At 44.0% G+C, this 19,410-nt stretch carries 17 protein-coding genes and 4 pseudogenes; 15 read left to right on the forward strand and 6 right to left on the reverse strand.

Annotation, left to right across the window (positions count from 1 at the left end):
- Positions 1-70: 70 nt before the first annotated feature.
- The 3 genes and pseudogenes from JL57_RS25840 to JL57_RS25850 all read right to left on the reverse strand — a co-directional run.
- Positions 71-427 (reverse strand): annotated as a pseudogene (locus JL57_RS25840) (response regulator); the annotation flags it as partial.
- A gap of 25 nt (positions 428-452) precedes the next feature.
- Positions 453-3,836 (reverse strand): [Fe-Fe] hydrogenase large subunit C-terminal domain-containing protein, encoded by a 3,384-nt coding sequence (locus JL57_RS35570; protein ID WP_291300574.1) that lies wholly within the window; start codon positions 3,834-3,836, stop codon positions 453-455.
- 40 nt (positions 3,837-3,876) lie between these two features.
- Complete coding sequence (locus tag JL57_RS25850) at positions 3,877-5,673, reverse strand: sensor domain-containing diguanylate cyclase (protein WP_291300575.1); 1,797 nt, start codon at positions 5,671-5,673, stop codon at positions 3,877-3,879.
- 167 nt (positions 5,674-5,840) lie between these two features.
- Here JL57_RS25850 and JL57_RS35575 point away from each other — a divergent pair.
- The 9 genes and pseudogenes from JL57_RS35575 to JL57_RS35590 all read left to right on the forward strand — a co-directional run.
- Positions 5,841-5,981 (forward strand): annotated as a pseudogene (locus JL57_RS35575) (Fic family protein); the annotation flags it as partial.
- Positions 5,982-6,077: 96 nt separating this feature from the next.
- Positions 6,078-6,479 (forward strand): branched-chain amino acid ABC transporter permease, encoded by a 402-nt coding sequence (locus JL57_RS25855; RefSeq protein WP_291300577.1) that lies wholly within the window; start codon positions 6,078-6,080, stop codon positions 6,477-6,479.
- A complete protein-coding gene (locus JL57_RS25860; RefSeq protein ID WP_034144775.1) occupies positions 6,480-7,424 on the forward strand; it encodes a branched-chain amino acid ABC transporter permease in 945 nt (314 codons plus the stop codon).
- On the forward strand, positions 7,421-8,182 hold the full coding sequence (locus JL57_RS25865; protein ID WP_034144776.1) for an ABC transporter ATP-binding protein: 762 nt from the start codon (positions 7,421-7,423) through the stop codon (positions 8,180-8,182). Before JL57_RS25860 ends, JL57_RS25865 begins: the two co-directional genes overlap by 4 nt.
- A 3-nt stretch (positions 8,183-8,185) precedes the next feature.
- A pseudogene (locus JL57_RS25870) lies at positions 8,186-8,902 on the forward strand (ABC transporter ATP-binding protein).
- A gap of 95 nt (positions 8,903-8,997) precedes the next feature.
- A complete protein-coding gene (locus JL57_RS35580) occupies positions 8,998-10,068 on the forward strand; it encodes an LUD domain-containing protein (RefSeq protein WP_291300578.1) in 1,071 nt (356 codons plus the stop codon).
- On the forward strand, positions 9,989-11,161 hold the full coding sequence (locus JL57_RS35585) for a (Fe-S)-binding protein (RefSeq protein WP_291300579.1): 1,173 nt from the start codon (positions 9,989-9,991) through the stop codon (positions 11,159-11,161). Before JL57_RS35580 ends, JL57_RS35585 begins: the two co-directional genes overlap by 80 nt.
- 5 nt (positions 11,162-11,166) lie before the next feature.
- The gene (locus JL57_RS25880) at positions 11,167-12,549 is read left to right on the forward strand and encodes an LUD domain-containing protein (protein ID WP_291300580.1); all 1,383 of its coding nucleotides are present in this window, start codon (positions 11,167-11,169) and stop codon (positions 12,547-12,549) included.
- Between the two features lie 9 nt (positions 12,550-12,558).
- A complete protein-coding gene (locus JL57_RS35590) occupies positions 12,559-12,939 on the forward strand; it encodes a FadR/GntR family transcriptional regulator (protein WP_291300583.1) in 381 nt (126 codons plus the stop codon).
- Positions 12,940-13,082: 143 nt separating this feature from the next.
- Here the strand turns inward: JL57_RS35590 and JL57_RS25890 are convergent, their stop codons facing one another.
- Positions 13,083-13,412, reverse strand: a complete 330-nt coding sequence (locus tag JL57_RS25890) for a hypothetical protein (protein WP_034144777.1) — start codon at positions 13,410-13,412, stop codon at positions 13,083-13,085.
- A 297-nt stretch (positions 13,413-13,709) separates the two neighbouring features.
- On the opposite strand from JL57_RS25890, the gene JL57_RS25895 reads away from it, so the two are divergent.
- The 6 genes from JL57_RS25895 (at position 13,710) to JL57_RS25920 (ending at position 18,085) form a co-directional block, all read left to right on the forward strand.
- Complete coding sequence (locus JL57_RS25895) at positions 13,710-14,762, forward strand: tyrosine-type recombinase/integrase (RefSeq protein ID WP_366557107.1); 1,053 nt, start codon at positions 13,710-13,712, stop codon at positions 14,760-14,762.
- On the forward strand, positions 14,755-16,596 hold the full coding sequence (locus JL57_RS25900) for a tyrosine-type recombinase/integrase (protein WP_291300581.1): 1,842 nt from the start codon (positions 14,755-14,757) through the stop codon (positions 16,594-16,596). Before JL57_RS25895 ends, JL57_RS25900 begins: the two co-directional genes overlap by 8 nt.
- 116 nt (positions 16,597-16,712) lie before the next feature.
- Entirely contained in the window at positions 16,713-17,066 is a 354-nt protein-coding gene (locus tag JL57_RS25905) for a DUF6262 family protein (protein WP_034144778.1), read from the forward strand.
- A 77-nt stretch (positions 17,067-17,143) separates the two neighbouring features.
- Positions 17,144-17,329: a hypothetical protein gene (locus JL57_RS25910; protein WP_034144779.1), complete on the forward strand. Its 186-nt coding sequence runs from the start codon at positions 17,144-17,146 to the stop codon at positions 17,327-17,329.
- A gap of 176 nt (positions 17,330-17,505) precedes the next feature.
- Complete coding sequence (locus JL57_RS25915; RefSeq protein ID WP_034144780.1) at positions 17,506-17,817, forward strand: AbrB/MazE/SpoVT family DNA-binding domain-containing protein; 312 nt, start codon at positions 17,506-17,508, stop codon at positions 17,815-17,817.
- The gene (locus tag JL57_RS25920) at positions 17,807-18,085 is read left to right on the forward strand and encodes a hypothetical protein (protein ID WP_034144781.1); all 279 of its coding nucleotides are present in this window, start codon (positions 17,807-17,809) and stop codon (positions 18,083-18,085) included. The genes JL57_RS25915 and JL57_RS25920 overlap by 11 nt, the downstream gene beginning before the upstream one ends.
- A gap of 330 nt (positions 18,086-18,415) precedes the next feature.
- Here the strand turns inward: JL57_RS25920 and JL57_RS25925 are convergent, their stop codons facing one another.
- Positions 18,416-18,652, reverse strand: a complete 237-nt coding sequence (locus JL57_RS25925; RefSeq protein WP_291300582.1) for a hypothetical protein — start codon at positions 18,650-18,652, stop codon at positions 18,416-18,418.
- A 507-nt stretch (positions 18,653-19,159) separates the two neighbouring features.
- Positions 19,160-19,410, reverse strand: a pseudogene (locus JL57_RS25930) (hypothetical protein); the annotation flags it as partial.

Consider the following 19,410-nt stretch of genomic DNA (forward strand, 5'->3'; position numbering starts at 1 on the left):
CATCGGCTCCTTCTGGTACAGTTTCCTCCGGCTGCAAGTTTGTCTCATGGGTCTCTTCGATTGGGGTGATACCTAATACCTTATTGACCACGTCAATAACTGTTTCCGGAGTGATCGGTTTGATAATATAATGCTTTGCTCCCAGTTTTAAAGCTTCCAATACCATACTTCGTTGATCTAGAGCACTAACCATTACTATTTTAGCATCTGGAAATTCTTTCTTAATTAACTTAACGGCCTCAATCCCGTTAACATTAGGCATCGTGATATCCATAGTTACCAGATCCGGAACATGCGTACGGTACATTAAGTGAGCCTGTCCTCCGTTTATTGCTTCCCCAACCACTATGTGACCCGCTTGAACGAGGATAGTTTTTAAATTTCGGCGCATTATTGCAGAATCATCAACGATAAGAATTCGTGCCATACTGATATTTCCTCCTCCCTTATATCTAATCAACCAGTCGTCCACCGGCAGTACCCCGAGGTACAACCAGCCCTAGGCTAAATCGCCCAGCACTTGTTTGTAATTGGCAATTCCAGATTTGCGCTTCTTTATATCTCATTAAAGCTTCCTCCGATGCTAGGGCAACAGGACAGTCGATAATCAACAATTCTTCTAGGCCAGGGAAATATTTTACTGAATTTCCTAAGATTGTATTAGCACTTTCACCTAAAATATCCTGCATATACTCCTCTTCCTCACCAGGTTGGAGGTCGTCCATTAAATAATTACGAACCATTAAGCGCAAAACCTCGTCATCAACACTTAAAACAAAGTAGCATTCAATAGCTCCTCGAATCGGTAACAATGCAGTTTTTCGATTGAGTTCCAAGGAATTTTGCCGGATAATCGCCGTCTGATCGGCGGGTTCCGCTTCTAGACCAATTTGTTTAGCCAGAAAATCCTGCGCAGTCTCAAGCAAGGGTGCTAATAAATCACTGACAGGTAACGTCCATACCTCCTCGTTCTCCAACGGCAGATATAGGTTGAAGATGGTACTCTGACCTAAAACAGTTTCTACTCTGGGATAACCTCCGAGCTTTGTTAACTCATGTTTTAGGGCAGCCAGACCCACACCCCTACCGGAAACATCTGTCACAGCATCTTTGGTAGAAAAACCCTCGACAAAAATAAGTTGGATTATTTCTTCGTCACTAGCGGCAAGTAATTGTTCCTCCGGAAGTAACCCCTGAGCCAAAGCCTTCGTACGTACAGCAGTGGCATCTATACCCCGACCGTCATCGCTGATCGCCACGATAATATACCTTTCGTTGCTAGAAATAGTTATAGAGATCTGGCCATATTCCTCTTTGCCCTGTTCAATCCGTTCATCTACATTCTCAAGGCCATGATCGACCGCATTACGAAAAACGTGAACCAAAGCCTTTATGAAACCTTTGTAGGCATCCGGATCTATTTGGATCGGTTCCGCCGTAACCTCAACCGGATACACAGGTTTCTCAAAGCGTTCTGCTAACCTGTTTACATAATCAGGGAAGGAGCTTAATAACTCAGCCAGAGGCTTATAACGGAGCCTACGAAGTTCGGGAATCAGCAGTTTACATTCGGAGGGTGGCAAGAGGGTTTCAATCCTTTTCTCAATTTCCATCAATTTGATCTTACTAATGACCAATTCATCATCCTGGGTAAATAGCTTTGGCCCCAGAACTTGCTCTAGATAAGCCAAGTCTTCCTGCAACCAAGTCTCCGGCTCTAACTCACTAAATAATTGCATAAGTTCTTGTTGATCCACGTTTAATCCTCTCTCATTTTTAAAATTCGTCATCTCTGTTTCAAGTTGGTGTAACTGCTCAACAACATTGCTCATATTCAATTGACTGAAATTACCCTTAAACGTATGGACCTGGCGGAAAATCGCGGCCAATTTTTCTTCGATGGTTGTCGGCTCTGCCAGAATACTCAGTAAGCCCGAAGTACAGAATCGGTGGAAGTCCTTGATATTTTGGATAAAGTCAATTCGGTTAACAATCACTTTAACGACCATTTTTAATAGATTGCGTTCTTGTTCCACCTGGCTTTCCAAAAGTCGATTCTCGGTAACATCACTTAATATAGCCATACAAACTTCTGCGCCTTCAAGTCCGGCATCCTCAATTAATTTATACTCAACATTTATGTACTTGGAGTTGATCAATACATCTGTAGGTAGTAAGGGTAGATAAACTTCCCGTAAATGTTGGTCCCGCTGACTAAAGATTTCCATAAACAGGGATTCTACGAAATCTCGTTGTTCCTGGTCTTTAGGGTAAATAAGGTCGGCAAATTTTACCCCTGCAATCTGACCGCCAAAAATTCTTACACATTCGTTGCTGTACTCCTCGCGAAGGATTAAATCCGGTCCAAAGGACAGAAAACCCTGGCCTGCGTTATTTAATAGATTACGTAAAGCGATGGTTCGCGCCACAACTTTTTGTTCCAGCACTTCATTCCAGGCTGCGATCTCGTCTCGCTGTTCTTCAATCTCCGAGGCCAGATCCTGAACCTGGTGCAGATTACGTTCATTTTCTTTGAGAAGATAATATTTGCAACTTTCTACAGGATTTAGACCATTGTAAATTGCTAACATCATGTCCCTACAATTGCCGTAACCGCAACAGGCACAGTTAATTCCCTGCTCTTCTGGGGTGGGCTTATGCATGAGTTGCCAGAGATTTTCTTCCTCTTCCGGGGACGGAGAGCGAAGATACCGGTTGAACCCTTTATCACTGTAAAGTCGTAAATACGTTGACTCAGAGGTCTCAAGACTGCGATAAAAGTCTCGGAAAACGTCCCTTGGGTCACCTTCCATCATAGTCTGATATTTTTCAATCTGCGCCGCTTTACGTTCATCCATGATCAAATCAATCTGATACTGAGAAAACCTATGACTCACGGCAGGCCCGCCGTTGCAACCATGGGTACAATTAAGAATATCAACCAACACTGGAACCCGCCCGCAGCGGATATCCTCTTTCAACTCCGGTAGATATTTTCCATAAATCTCTCTTGGACCCTCTACCCTAGGAAAATCTGCCTTTCGGACTTCCATCCCAAAACGTTTAAATGTATCTGTTAAACCGCCCGGCTGAGAATACCCAACAGCTCGTTCAGCCTCGGGCGTATCGAAACCTGACGGTTCCAGCTGATCTAGCTGGATTCCTTGCTGCTCCAAATAACTAGTTAAAGACTTAAAGGTCACGTTATAGGCTATGACCCCACCCGTATTCGGATCATGAAATTCTCGACGTTTAGCTAGACAAGGGCCGAGAAACGCAAGTTTCAGGTCTCGAAACTGCGGTTGATTTTTGAGCCAGATCGCCGCATCCAGGGACGGTGAATGGGTAGGGGCGAGATAGGGTACCAGATCAGTGTGGTAAGTCTCTATGTAGCTAACGACAGCTGGACATGGTTGAGCAATAATTGGGGTTTTTACACCGGCGTCCAAAGCCTTCTTGTATAAATAGGTTGTAATTTCCGCACCAAAACTCACATCAAAGACATAACGTACACCTAAACTGCGTAGTGCGGTTAGTAATCGTGGGAACCAAGGATGGTAATTAACAGCGGCTGCCGGTGCAACCAAGACACCTAAAGGAACTCCTGCCGCTAAGTCTTGCTGGAACTCTGGGAAATCGTCTACTCCATAACGTGCGAAATGACCCTTTTCGACACAAGCTCTAATGCATTCACCACAACCGATGCACAGCTCGGAATTCACAGAAATCCCATCCGGTTCGACCACATTGCATAGTTTTACCGGACAAACTCGAATACAAGCCAGACAGTGCTGGCATTTTGTTTTATCGACCCTGATTACTTCAGGCAGGCCCAATTCCCACTCACCCTTTCAAATTAGCCCCATGATCTGGGCTTTATTCAAATACAACTTTGTTCTTTCCGGAATGTTTTCCAATATACAGCCGTTCATCAGCCAGATGGTATAATCTTTCGTAATTATCCGCTTCCGTAGGAAACTCCGCGACCCCAATACTTACTCCAAGCATAAATTCTTCCAGCCCCATCCGTTCCTTTAATCTATTAATTACACTTTCGGCCTCGGGACCTTTCTGCATATCGACCAATACCAAAGAAAGTTCGTCTCCTCCACTACGAGCCAGAATATCATTTTCGCGGATAAAGGTTTGAATGTTATTTGAAATTACGACCAAGGCCCGGTCTCCCATCGGGTGCCCCTGAGTATCGTTCAGTATTTTAAATCCATCTAAATCAAGTAACAAAAGTAGAAAGGTTGAACCACGACGTTGAGTCGATGCGATTTCTGCCCAGAGGCGCTGACTAAACCCCTGTCGGTTTAGGATCCCGGTCAAAGAGTCGGTAGTAGCCATCTGCTCTAACTTCCGGCGCTGTCGGATAGTTTCCAATGCCACTCCTAAACTTCGGGCAAAGGCCGCGAAAACTTCTTTCCGAGACTCCAACTTGGTATCGACAAAATCTAGTAACCACAGTTCTCCAATGATTCCGCTATTCGTCTCCACCGGCTGAATTAGGAGTTTGCGCCAAGGAAAATCCTCTTTCAGCCCGGGCCGAGGGGGAGAAAAAACGTATACGTCGGTTTGCTTATTCCCAGTATAATTGTCCGGATCTAACTGTATTTGATCAAAAACCCATTGCTCCCAACCTTTGTCATTTTGCTTAAGGCGACCGAAGGGGGCCTGTACATGCCAGTTATTCCCTTGCCGCATGAAGAAAAATCCAGCCTCAAGGTTTAAGACCATAGCCATCTCTCCTGCTTCCTCCAGCAACTCGGCTTCTGTCTGAATTTGAACAAGGATTTCAGTTCCCCATAATAATAGATTTAAGTCCTTTTCTCGCTCCAATGCAACTGCACGCATTTCGTGTCCATATACGAGGGAGGCCACCAAAGGACCTAATTGATTAAGCCACAGCATAGCACTTCCGTCAAACGACAGCGCATCCTGGGAGAACAGCTCTAATATTCCAAGTTCTTCTCCCAGGTGTCTCAAGGGAAAACTAAGTACATGTTTATAACCTGGACGATTAAAGACGGCAATAGGTCTATCGACTGGCCTACTTATAAACTCATCAGACTGTTCGTCCCAAGTTGAAGCCAGTCTATTTTCTTCGATATCACGCATAACATCAGAAACCCTGAAATCATTCAAGCATCTTTCATCTTGCGAGTTTTCCGTGCTTTGGGCCAGTATGTAATATTTCTCCGATCGTGCCACCCAAATAGCAGCCATCTTACAACCGAACAACGTTATACAGCCCCGGACAAAGGTTTGTAAAGCAGCTACGGAACTTGTTTGCCCATTTATTTCTTGAATTAGAGTGATGATTTCCTCAGCCTTCCAAACAGAAGGAGAATTAGTCACCCCATATACTAATACAGAGCCATCCTCCACATCGTCTATTTCCATTGGCACTGCCACCACCGTGGTACTCACCAACTGATCATCCTGCCAAGTTTGATAGTGCTCCACCAAAGATCGTCTACTCATTACAGCCTTACGCACAAATGGGTGTTTCGCCACATGTTGCCCTGATCTAAGTCCTAATTTTAGTTCCGCATCAGGCGAAGCATAGATCAGCTTATCTCGATTAGCCACTAACCAATCCACCGGGCCATTGGGCCATTGAGAAAAGAGTTCTTGTAACTCAGTAATTCTTAATCCTCTCGTCTGCATTGCCTCTCCACCTTCTTTACACTAAACTAGTTCCCATCGGTTAATTGCCAGACGAACTCCAAACTTTGGCAGTAATCTACTTACTATGTCACATATTGTCATTATACATTAAAATTAAGGGATAAAATTCTTAATATAAAAAAAATCTTATGAATCTTCTTTCTAATCAGCTGGTTTCTGAGTTTGCCAAGTTCAAGCGGCACCCGCTGGAACCAGCAGCCCTGTTCCACCTTAAATTCGAGGGCATACATCCCTTCATCGACGGCAACGGCAGAACGGGAAGACTGCTACTCAATTTTAATTTGATGTAAAACGGCTACCCTACCATTAATGTAAAGTTTACTGATCGCAAACGCTATTACGAGGCCTTTGACGCCTATTACCGCGATAGTAATGCCATACCGATGATCCAAATGATCGCCGAGTACGTGCAGGAGCAGCTAGATCGTTGTGAGACAGCCAACCTTCTTGGTATCAACACCAACAAAATCATCTTTTTAACCGTTGCACTTGCTTCAGGATTAGGGGGAATCGCAGGAGTTCTAGTTGGACTCTCCTTTAATGCCGTCGAGCCAACGATGGGATTATCGATGGGTTTGAAAGGCCTTGCCGTTCTGATCCTTGGTGGTATGGGAAATATCACCGGAGCAATGCTGGGAGGCCTGATTCTAGGAATTGCAGAAGTATTCACCGTCGCTTATGGTGCATCTTCCTATAGGGACGCCGTAGCCTTTGGTATGATTATTCTGATTCTGTTTATTCGTCCTCAAGGACTTTTTGGAAAACGGCAAGGGGGACGTTTTTAAATGGATATTATATTTAACCAATATTATCTGCAAATCGCAGTCTTTGTCTTGGTGAATGCCATCCTTGGGGTGGGCATTTATATGACACTATCCACCGGCCAGTTGTCTCTGGGGAATGCCGGATTTATGAGTATTGGAGCTTATACCTGTGCGATCCTGACCGTAAAAGCAGGCTTTCCTGTCTATTTGGCCATTCCAATCGGTGGTATTGCCGCAAGTTTGATGTCCATCATCATAGGCTTTCCCGCTTTAAGACTTACGGGGATTTACCTGGCGATTGCCACCCTCGGATTCGGAGAAGTCGTTCGAGTTATCGTTTTAAATTTAACCATTACCAATGGTGCCTTAGGGATATCCGGAATCCCGACCCTTGGAACAAAGATCGGCAAAGTGCTTTCTTCCTTAGGTTTCCCCAAGGGATTTGGAGGCTTAAGCGCACAGCAGAGCAGTACCTTGCTGGTGCTAGTTATTCTACTTCTCATCCTCGCTTTTCTGGTATTTTTCTGTACAAGACTTAACCGCTCCAGAGTCGGGCGGGCATTTGCAGCTATTAAAGCAGATGAGTCGGCGGCCGAAGCCATGGGCATCAATACGACCTATTATAAACTGCTGGCCTTTGCTTTAGGGGCTTTAATCGCCGGGATTGCCGGCGGTCTATCCGCTCATTTAACCTTTTTTATCGGACCGAAAGATTTCGCTTATCACCGTACCGTTGAAATCCTTCTTTATGCAGTCTTGGGAGGAAGCGACTTGGTTATTGGCCCTATCATCGGGGCATTACTCCTAACCTTGCTGCCCGAACTGTTGCGCTCAGCTTCAAACTACCGACTTATGATTTACGGAGCTCTTTTGGTCACTATGATGGCTTTCCGACCTCAAGGCCTCATAAGTGAGGACACGGTTCGTTTTTGGAAGGGTAAGCTTGGAAGGAGGAGTAAGCAATGATGTTAGTCCTTGACCAAGTAAGCAAAAGCTTTGGCGGTTTGGCCGCCTTAAGTAACGTAAGTTTTAAGGTGAATAAGGGGGAAATCGTTGGAATTATCGGCCCAAATGGTGCTGGAAAGACAACGCTCTTTAATCTAATCACTGGAATTTTCCCTCCCACTGAAGGAAATATCACCTATCAAGGCAAGAATTTATTAGGATTACGGCCCTATAGGGTTACGGAGCTAGGCTTAGCTCGAACCTTCCAGAATATCCGTCTCTTTGGTCATTTGAGTCCTTTAGAAAATGTCATGGTCGGGGCCCATTGTCGAACGAAAGCCGGGGTATGGAAAGGGCTATGGCGCACCCCTGCCCAACGCAAGGAAGAGAAGCAAACCCGGGAACGTGCCCAGGCTCTCCTTAAATTAGTTGGAATAGAAGAGGACACGGACTCCCCAGCAAGCTCACTTCCCTATGGACAACAACGTCGCTTGGAGATTGCCAGAGCCCTCGCTACAGAACCCGAATTAATTCTTCTCGATGAACCGGCGGCGGGGATGAATGAAAATGAAACCGAAGACTTACGTCATCTGATCAAGAAAATTCAAACCATGGGCAAGACAGTCATCTTAATTGAACATGATATGAACCTTGTCATGAACGTCTGTGACCGCCTTATGGTCATAAATTTCGGACAAAAGATTGCTGAGGGCACTCCGGCTGAGATTCAGCAGAACCCATTGGTCATTGAGGCTTATTTGGGCCGGGAGGAGGGCTAAGAGATGCTGAACATTAAAGACTTGTCGACGAGCTATGGTAGTATAAAGGCAATTAAAGGGATTGACATAGACGTTCCCGAAGGCTCGATTGTTTCCTTGATCGGCGCGAACGGGGCCGGAAAGACGACCACGATGAAATCTCTGGTTGGGCTTCTTAAACCTCAGGCTGGACAGATTAAGTTCCAAGGCCGGGAGATTCGAGGTTTCGCCCCTCATAAAATTGTAAACCTTGGAATGTCTCTAGTCCCAGAGGGTCGGCATATTTTAGCAGGGATGACGGTTCTTGAGAACTTGGAAATGGGAGCCTATCAGAGAAAAGATAAAGGCGTTCAGGAAGATTTAGAGAAGGTTTTCAAACGTTTTCCGATCTTAGAGGAACGCAAGCAACAATTAGGAGGAACACTGTCTGGAGGTCAGCAACAAATGCTGGCCATCGGCCGCGCACTCATGGCTAAACCAAAGCTTCTCTTGCTTGATGAACCCTCCATGGGCCTAGCCCCTCTGGTCGTTGCAGATATTTTCAAGGTCATTCAAGAGATCAATCAAGAAGGTGCGACCATTCTTCTCGTTGAGCAAAATGTTCGTTAAGCCTTAAAGATTGCTCACTATGCCTATGTTCTTGAAACAGGTAAAATCGTCCTGTATGGGAAAGCCGAAGAGGTGGCCAAAAATCCTCGTGTTATGGAAGCCTACCTGGGCGGAGCGAAGTCGGGGTCCTAAGGATAAGACCAAGATCATCCCCCGCTTTTCTCTGAAGGAGTGGGGGCTTGGTATCGTGGTCCAACCTGTAAACCGAAGAGAGGAGACATTCATCCATGGGAAATCAAACCCATAAAATCGTAAAAAATAAAGTCACCGAAGGGCTTCATGATATGGAGTCACGGAAAGGGAGATTTCGCGCTTTTGATGCGATTCGCCCCGCCATGTTGAAGATGGTTCCCCATTATCCTGAGCTTTCCAATCGTTTGCGGAGTATCAAAGAATACAGCATGGATCATTTAAATGACATGATCGCCAAAGCACAACGGTCGTTGGAAGAAAAGGGTTGTAAAGTCTATCTTGCCGAAACCTCTGAGGATGCTCAGAACTATATTGCGAGGCTTATTCCAAAGGTCGGCTTGGTCGTCAAGTCTAAGTCAAATGCCGGTAAAGAAATTAATATTTCCCACTACCTCGAAGATCGTGGCGTGAAGGTCGTCGAAACGGATCTGGGAGATCGAATTAATCAGCTTGCGAAGTGTGAAGCCAGTCACTCCCTGGCACCAGCGATCCATATTCCCATTGAAAAAGTAACTAAGCTTTTTTCTGAAGAAGAGGGAACCCAGTTAGAATGTACCCCTGAAGCCTTGGTTATTTCTGCCCGTAAAGGGCTCCGGGACTTTTTGGTTAAAGCGGATGTGGGGATCTCGGGAGCCAATGCAATTGCAGCTGATACGGGGAGCGTTTTCGTAACTGAGAACGAAGGAAATATTCGGGCAGTTTCCATGATGCCTAAAATCCACATTGTGATCGCAGGTGTAGAGAAAATTGTCTCGACCCTTGAAGATGCCATGCAAGTTGTACGAGCGGCAGCGGTCTACGGGGTCGGTCAGGACATCGGAACCTATGTTTCGGTGATCTCAGGAGTCAGCGAATCCCTCGATCCCGATCTGGAAGAGGATATCCACGGTCAGGGCCCTAAAGAAGTACATATCGTTTTATTAACAAATGGTCGTAAGGCAGCGCTGGAGGCAGGATTTAAAGAGTCCCTTTATTGTATCAATTGTGGAAGTTGCTTGAACTTTTGCCCAGTCTATCAGGAGGTTGGTGGCAAGTACGGCTATAAATATCTGGGGGGGGCGCGGCCTGGTTTTTGCCGCCTTTCATGGCGACTTAGAAAAGTCTGAAGCAAATGGCTTATCCCTCTGTATCGGATGTCAAAAGTGTCAAACGGCCTGCCCGGTACAGATGGCGACACCGGCTATGATATGGAAGCTTCGGCAAAATGCTGTGGCCAAAGAAGGGGTTGGTTGGAAGAAGGATTTAATCTTCTCAATGTTAACCAAACCTCAGACACTACCGGTAGTCAGTAAACTAGCGACGACCTTCGGGAAGCTGGCCTTAAAAGAGGCGGATCAAGGGATGACCTCTCGTTTGACCTTCAATTCCTTCGGGTTACCGCAAGAGCGTGTCATTCCCCGCTTCTCCGGCAAGTCCTTTATGGAAATCGCCAAACCGAAAACAATTGCTAAACCAACTAAAAAAGTTGGCTTTTACCCAGGTTGTGTCGTAAATTACACCGAGACAGATCTGGGAGAAGCGCTGCTTCACGTCTTGGGAGAAAACAACGTTGAGGTGAAACTCCCCAAAGAGGATGTCTGTTGTGGAATCCCAAGTATTGTGAGTGGAGATATAGCTCATGCCAAAACCATGGCCCATAAAAACATCGAAACTTATAGTTCCTTTGATATAGATGCCTTAGTTTTTGTTTGCCCGAGTTGTGCAGTTGCTTTCAAAGAAGAGTACCCAAAACTGTTCGCCGAAGATTCCCCTGAGCTTCAGGAAAAAGTGAAAAACCTTGCTCTGAAGGTCAAAGATATTAATGAATTTCTTAGCCAGGATATTGAGTTGAAGCTTCCAGCCCAAAGAGTCCCAGAAACCGTGACCTATCATGATCCTTGTCATCTCGCTCGAAGTATGGGTGTGAAAAAGGAGCCCCGGGAAATTATCTGGAAGATCCCCGGAGTAAATTATGTAGAAATGCAGGATGCCGATACCTGCTGTGGGTTTGGTGGATCCTTTAGCTTAAGTTTTTATGAACTCTCGCAACGGATTAACCAAGGGAAATTAGAGACCGTTGCGGGTACTAAGGCCACCACGTTGGCGACGAGTTGTCCTGGATGCATGGTTCATTTCCGCGATGGGTTTGCTCAGCATGGAATGAAGCAAAAGGTTTCTCACGTTGTTCAGATTCTGAGCCGAGCCTATGGGAGGAGATGAGCAGGATGAAAAGTACGAGTATTTCGAGCAGTCCAAGCAATTCAAGCAGTACAAAAGCTCAAAGGATCTTAAAGGGAATTCGTTCTCGCCGCGATACGCTTCTTCAAGAGTACCCAGATTTAGCTAGCCAAGTGCAGGAGATCAAAAGTAGGATCGCGAATAATCTCCAAAAGTCTGTCGAAAAGGCGGTTTCTTCCCTTAAAAGTAAAGGATGCCATGTGACGTTGGCTAAGGATACCAGAGAGGCTCAAGAGCAAATCCTTAAAATCCTCGCGGGTCATCAGAGCGTAGCAATGAGTAAAAACTCTGTTTTCACCGAAATCGCCCTGAGAGAGTATTTAAAATCAAAGAATGTTGAGGTTCTTGATACCGACCTGGGGGAACGAGTTGCCGGGACAAAGGTCGACGCGCACCCTTGGATTGCCAGTATCAATACGCCCATCCCCAACAAAGAATGGGTAGCTCAGATTAAGGATGAGATCAAACAGCAGGCAGCTCAGATGCAGTATGGAATTACCGGTGCCGAGGCTATTGTTGAAGAAAATGGAACCCTTGCCCTGTTAGAAAGTGAGGGAAATGTACGATTCACCTCGAATCTGCCGTATAATCATATCGTGGTGGCCGGAATCGATAAGATCGTCCCTTCCCTCGAAGATGCTTTGACGGTTTGTCGGGCCACAAGTGTGTATGGAATGGGAAAAGATGTTCTTAAATATATCTCCTTTATCAGCGGCCCTAGTAGAACGGCTGATATCGAGTTTAGAATGGTCCAAGGTATGCACGGCCCCAAAGAGGTGTATGTTATTTTGCTCGATAATGGACGTTTAGCAGCGGCTGAAAATCAGCAGTGGGATTTACTAAAATGCCTGCACTGCGGAGGGTGTCTCGTCGATTGCCCACAATATCTCGGAGAAGGATTAGAGCGCGGCTATTATTACACCGGGAAAAAGGCACAGGTCTTAGCTGCTTTTTTAGAGGGCTCCAAACAAGTCGACGCTGCGGATTGTGGAGACTGCTCACTGTGTAATAAAACTGCCCTACAGGCATACAAGTTTAGCTTTGCACACTTTAGGGAGGTACTAATGCAGTTTGAAAAGATTACGAAACCTCACCGAACCTATCAAGAAGTTTTGAAGCAAATCAATAAGTTGATCATCGGTGGCAAGCTCCGTCCCGGCGATCGACTGATGGGTGAAAGAGAAATGGCTGTAGAATTGGGTGTTAGCCGGACAACCTTGCGTGAGGCCTTAAGAACCATGGAGTTTTTAGGATGGGTTGAAATTATACCTGGAGACGGCACATTCATCCGTAACGCTCAGTTAAATGAGGTAATTAGCCCTTTGGCGTTAGCTTTATCGGCTGAACCGACAAAATTAGAGGAGCTTTAGGAAACTCGGATTGCCCTCGAAGTCGAATGTGCAGGCTTAGCGGCAATACGAGCCTCTGGTGAAGACTTGCAGCGGATTTCCCAAGCCCTACGTGATATGCAGTCTTCCTTAAAAAATTTAGACGCTTATGCTAAAGCGGATATGCGGTTTCACTTTCTGGTAACTCAAGCTTCTCAGAATTTAATGATGAATCGACTGCTGCAAACCTTTGTAGTCCATATCTTAGAACTCATCAAGAAAGCCGGACCGCTCCGTTTTAGTCATGATATCGGGGGACTATGCACAATTCAAGAGCATATCTCCATATACGAGGCTATTGCTAGTCATAACGCAGAACAAGCAATGCTTCTTATGAGAAGACATCTGGAAGGGTCGAGGGGCGAGGGGTAGAAATAGGGCACTAAAACCTCCTGCTATCTTAACTATACTAAGAAAAGGGATAGTAGTCATAGTAGTCTATGAACAAACTATCCCTTATTTCTTTACTGTGTTTACAGCTTAACTATACCAAATAAACAACGTAGTCAACGTAGTTACGTAAGCAACCCTGACAAAAATAGTATGGCGTTTTTAAGCACACAGGAACAACCATAGAGTAACCTTACACCCATTTTAATGGGCGATGAATATTTCGTTACTTCATCTCCGGGAATAATGAGCCACCCTTCCAGAGACTTGGCCACACAAAAATATTCTCTGAACTGAGCCATCATAATCCCATAATCATCAAGATGCGCGCAGAATAAGACAGCAGCGGTGTAGTCGGGGCTGTGGATAGTGTGGTCAAGCTCTTTTAAGACAGACCCCAAATGGCTTGTCCAAGCATTGTGGTCAACCCGCAGCGATAGCGCAGGGTTGTCCATAATGCGGCACTATCCACAGCCCAACAGAGCTATCACTGTTTTAATTTCTGTGGGTTAAGCTTTAAATAAACCAATACCGGTTAGGTTCAACTATTATTCCAGAGTATACTGTGAAAAGGCATTTTTATACTGACGGTGGGATTCCCATTCCCATTTGAGAGTATGTAAAATGTCTTTTTTGTTTGCAAAAAACATGAAGAAAGGAGAAAAGAATGACGTGAAGTTGAAGAAGTCTTAACAAAAGAAGGCAAGACAAGGTATATCTTGCTAAATAACAAGGGGGAATTCGTAGAGCCTGTGATAAAGTTTTTGAAGTTTAAGGATAATAGCGGTTCAGCGAGAGAAACGTTGAGAGCTTATTGTCATCACTTAAAACTCTATTTTGAGTTCCTAGAGCAAAAAGGTTTACTTTATTATGATTTAGGAATCGATGAAATGGCTGAATTCATGCGGTGGCTTCAAAATCCACATGCAAACGTCAAGGTGTTTTCTATTTCACCAAGGGCTCCAATGAGGAAACCCAGCACCATTAACACCATAATGACGGCCGTTGAAGTGTTTTACGATTACTTGAACCGGCACGTTGATTACTCAATTAAGCTTTCAGACAGACTCAAACGACAGATGATGGGTTCCCGAAGAGGTTTTAAAGATTTTCTATATCACATCAATAAGGACAAGCTCTTTAACAAAAAAATCCTTAAGTTGAAAGTGGCTAAATCTCGTCCAAAAACGCTACCCAAGAAAGACATCGCTTTAATGATTGAAGCATGTACCAATTTTAGGGATGAGTTTTTATTGTACCTATTATGGGAATCGGGTATGCGGATTGGTGAAGCTCTAGCCCTATGGCTTGAGGATTTTGAAATTGACGGTCGAAGGATTCACATTAGAGACCGTGGTGAGCTGTCTAACTTAGCCGAGATTAAGACGGTATGCAGCCCCAGAACGCTGGATGTCAGTGCCGACTTAATGAATATGTATTTGGACTATATTACGGAATTTCATATGGACGAGGTGGATACTAACCATGTCTTTATTAAAATGTCAGGTGAAAACAGATATCAGCCTCTAGAGTATGGTGATATTACTTCCCTGTTTAAACGGTTATGTACAAAAACGGGAATTCAAGTCCACCCGCATATGTTTCGTCATACCCATTTGGATAGCTTACGAAGACTCGGCTGGGCCCCCGAACTGGTACAAAAACGTGCAGGTCATGCGAATTACCAAACTACTGTGCAAGAGTATTACCATGTAACGGATGAAGAAGTTCGTGAGGCGTGGGAAAAGACCGAAGCAAGAATACGGATAAATAAAACCAAGAGAGGAGCCACTCAGATTGATTGAAGCTTTCCGAGTAGAACCTACCCGTGTAAAACAGCAGGAGATCATCAAGTGTCTTACGAGCTACTGGAAGAACGATGTATGGAAAATAGATGACTCCTTCTTAAATGAACTACGCCCCCCAAAGTGGTCATCAACTACCAAGTCTGTAAATTTTTCATTCTTCCCTCCTTTGCAACGAGATGAAGTAAAATTTATGCTTGCAACCCGTATGCAAAACCAAGAACTACGGCTAAGTACAGTCTTTGCATACGGCCCCGCAATCAAACGATTGGGGATATTTTTAAACACATACTACCCTGGAGCGTCGAGCATCGTTGATCTCCCCTATGATAAAGCACACATTCAATGGAGGACATTTTTAATTGAAGGGGACTCTAAGGTCAACTATAAGTATGTAAATAGTATCTACCAGGTTGTATTTAACCAACTATACTCTTTCTTTGTAAACTTTTATGATACTCGTGAGGAAACTGAAAAAGACATATGGGATGTGAGAAAGATTCCAGGGGCAAGAATTACCGAAAACAAAAGTGATTATTTGCTTGATTTCATCAAAATACCAATACCGTTTCGCAGCCTTGCAAAAAGGTATCTTAAATTCAGAGTAACCATTATTTCTTATAGTCAGGGAAGAACGGACTTAATGAGCCTGCGTTTGTTCTTGGTATTCTTGCACGAACGATATGTAACATGGAACGATTTAAATAAATTGGACAGAAAAGACATGGAAGCCTATCTATATTGGTTTAGAGTATACACTAAAGGCTGGAAAGAACAGCACTATAAATATTTCATTGGAATCAGAACATTTCTAGACTACATTCAAAGAGCCCAATATCCAGAAGCGCCAGAACTTCCTTCCGCGTTGCTTTTGTTTAAGGAAGATTTGCCACGGCAATCCCAAAGAACCGAAAATGATATTAAATACATTCCTGACGGAGTCCTTCAACAACTAGAGGATCAGCTAGAACATATATACCCTGCTGAGTACATCCCCGTCGTTCTTATTTTACGAGCATCCGGTTGGCGTATTTCCGATATTTTAAACCTCAAATTTAATACATGCTTAGATAGAACCAGTCAAGGTTGGTATCTTTGCGGCGATATTGTAAAAACACAAGTACTCAATCACCGTGTTCCGATTACTGATCAAGTAGCGGTCGTTGAGGAAGTTAAAGAGAATAGCACCCCTGACAATAACCCCAATAAACTTCTCTTTGTTCGTTTTGACGGTAGACGTAAGGGGCGTTGCCCACAAGGACATGCCATTCAGAAGGCATTAAATCGCCTTGCTAAACAGCGAAACATTGTCGACGACCAAGGAAATGTATTTCACTTTGGTAATCATGCGTTTCGTCATACAAAAGGAGTCGAACTTATTAACAATGGTATGAATTTACTCCATGTTCAGAAGTGGATGGCTCATGTATCACCTGAAATGACCCTTAGATACGCTAGAATCCTTGATACCACTATGCAAACGTCTTGGGAAACAGCGACTAAACAAGGTCTATTTCGTATTAATGAATCCGGAAAACCTGCGAGAATTGACATAACAGGCATAGGAAATGAGGATCTCGTTGAATGGGAATATATTCGTTCCAATCTTGATGCCGTCAGAATGCCTCTTGGTTACTGCATGAAGCCTAAAAAGCAGGAATGTCACACACAATTAATCCCTTGTCTGACCTGCCGAAACCTCTGCACGACCACTGACTTTATCCCTCAATATGAACTTGAAATGCAGGAAACGAAAGCAATGATTGAACGCGGTAAAGACCAAGGGCGTTCGAGTTGGATGGAGAAAAACCCAAACCTTATTGGAGCGTTATGAGTCCATCCTAGTTGTTTTAAAAGAAGGCAAGACTCACAACAAAGCAAGCAAGAAAGGCCGTGAATATGTTGGGGAGGGACCGCAGTGCTAGGTGATCATCCTCGTAATCAGACGGCTTGAAAACCTATTCTAGGCAGAAACAGTTTGAAACGGCGAAGAAAGTTGATGAAGCAATTACGATTCTAATAAAAGACAAAGGAGCCATCAATTTTAATTGTGTGTCTAAACTGTCAGGTGTTTCGAAAACTTACTTGTATGAGCACCTAGCTATTCGCGAACGCATTGAGGCACTTCGCAAGCAACAGCAAGGGCTGCCCTCTCGAAAACACATAAAAGAAGATATGACAAATTCCAATAAAGATGTTCTTCTAACCGCTAAAAATAAACGCATTAAGGTATTGGAAGATGAGGTCAAACACCTCAAAGAGCAGCTAAAGCGCCTTGGTGGAGAATTGTACGATAGTGTTTAACGTAAACAGTGGTGCAGATTGGTGTTGTGCTGGTGTAAAAATCGTAGTCCAATACACCAAAATGAGGAGGTGAAAAATTGGCTAGACAGTCTATTGAACTAGCTGAAACGGTCAAAGAAGGGCTTGATAAGATGGCTACAGCTTTTGGCATGACGCAAAATGCTCTAATAAATCTTGCGGTTACCACGATGGTTGTTAAATATGAAGCAGAAGGAATGAGAATTTTCTTTGATTTAATATCTCAACCAAGGAAATCTAAGTAGTACGTTGTTTATATGTAAACAACGAGCGAACCCGCATTTAATGCGGGTTCGCTCTTCTTTGGTATAGATAACCTTGGGGGAGGCCTTCCCTCGATCAGAAAAATTAACTAGGTTTGAGTAATAAATGGTATACTATGCTTAACAGAATGTCTGAAATACTGAAAGGCGGTAATGATGTGCAAGCACAAGCAAAAAAGAAATCCTTCGGCTTTGTGCGACTAGGAAAACGTACTGTGGTCACGCTTGGGGCCGAGGTTAAAAGGGAGCTTCGATTGGCAGATGGTGACGTTTTCGAGTTATGTGTTGAAGATGGAAAAATAATTCTAGAACCTAAAAAGCTCATTCCAGCAGACCAGCAGTGGTTCTGGACTGAAGAATGGCAAGTCGGGGAACGTGAAGCTCAAGCTGAAATAGAAGCTGGTAAAGTTAAACATTTTGACTCCATGGAAGAGTTCCTTACAGATTTGGGGAAAGAAGATGAAGATTGATAGTATCTCTCGTTTCAAGCGAGCATTCAAAAAGTTGCCTAAGAATGTTCAAGCTCTCTTTATGGACAAGATGTATCAGTTTCAGGACGATTGGCAGCATCCTTCTTTCAGAGTCAAACGAATTCAAGGCACCGATAGCCTTTGGGAAGGCAGCTTGAATATGTCCATTCGTTTTACATTTGAATGGATTGCTGACGATGAAGGTAACGATGATTGTTTAATGCGAAATATTGGGGACTATGACCATTGTTTGCGTCCTCCATACTGAGCTCATGTATCGCAGCCTTACGAAAATAGACGAAAACACCTTGCATCTGATGCCCTACACAGTGATACTTCTTATTGAAAAAAATAGGCCGATGCTATCGGGAGGTCTCTCTAATTCGAGAGTGACTTTAAATTAGTGTGAACATTGCGTCCGATAATGAGAGTTAAGTGAAGTATGCCCGAGTCCAAACCCTTTGTCGAATCCTGAGGGGAACCGTTCGGACCCTGGGCGTAACCAAACTAATCAAACAAGAGCGAACCCGCAATTAATGTGGATTCGCTCTTGTTTACAATAGATAACATCAATAGTACCTTCCCTCGATCAAAAAAATTATCGAGCACTACGTACCTCTGAAGATTCCCAATGTTTCTGGGCTTCTTCAAAAATTTCATCTAAAGACATATCTCTATAAAGCTCTCCCTGCTCTTTTAAATAGTCCTGCCCATGCTGTCCCTTTTCAACAAGCTCAAATAATATGTCTATAGCCATTGCCTCAAATCGAATTCTCATCTGGCTTTGGTCATCGAAAACACGATTATATACGTTCATATCAAAATATATCTTCATGTTGTTGACCATCACCCTACTTCTAAACTTCCATAACAATTATAACACAAGTATGGGAATATTACACAGTAAAAGGATAATTATTAAGCTGCTCAACATGGAGTGATCTTCATCAATTATTTAGTAATTCCTTCATATTTGCGTCCGATAAGTAGCATTATGGCAATAGCAATAGCACCAAGTCTCTAAGTATATTAAGTAAAATGTCGAATTTTTAAAGAAAAGAAAGGTTCCAGGAACCTGACCGGAACGGTGACCACCAGGAGCCGTTCCGGCGAGTACTATCCACAGCCCCGACTGCAGGGACAAGATTGTTGTTGAATAAGTTGATATGTTGGTGTCAGGATCGAGTAGCCGGGGTCTCACGACCCCAAGCCCTCACAGAACCGGACGTGCGTAGAGTAGGCACCCAGCGAGTTGCTATCCTAAAATAGTACTTTTCCAGATGCCCCTCTCAGAACGGAGCGTGCAAGTTTCCTGTGCACTCCGCTCGCCAGTGATTAACTGTCAGCCGACATTAGCGTTTATAAATCTCTTACCGTCATATTTACTTGAGTGGATTTTGGTGTGGCATTCGAGACATACTGCGAGTGTTTTTCTTCTCATCGCCATCATTCGTTTCATCCATTCCGGTTTTTCTTTCCTACCGTTTTTCTCTAGGTCTTTTAGCTTCTTGACGTGGTGCATTTCAATATTTCCACTTGATCCACATAATTCACATGTATCCTTCATCAGACGGTCAATAAGTTGGCTCTTAA

It is taken from the genome of Desulfosporosinus sp. BICA1-9, assembly GCF_000802135.1.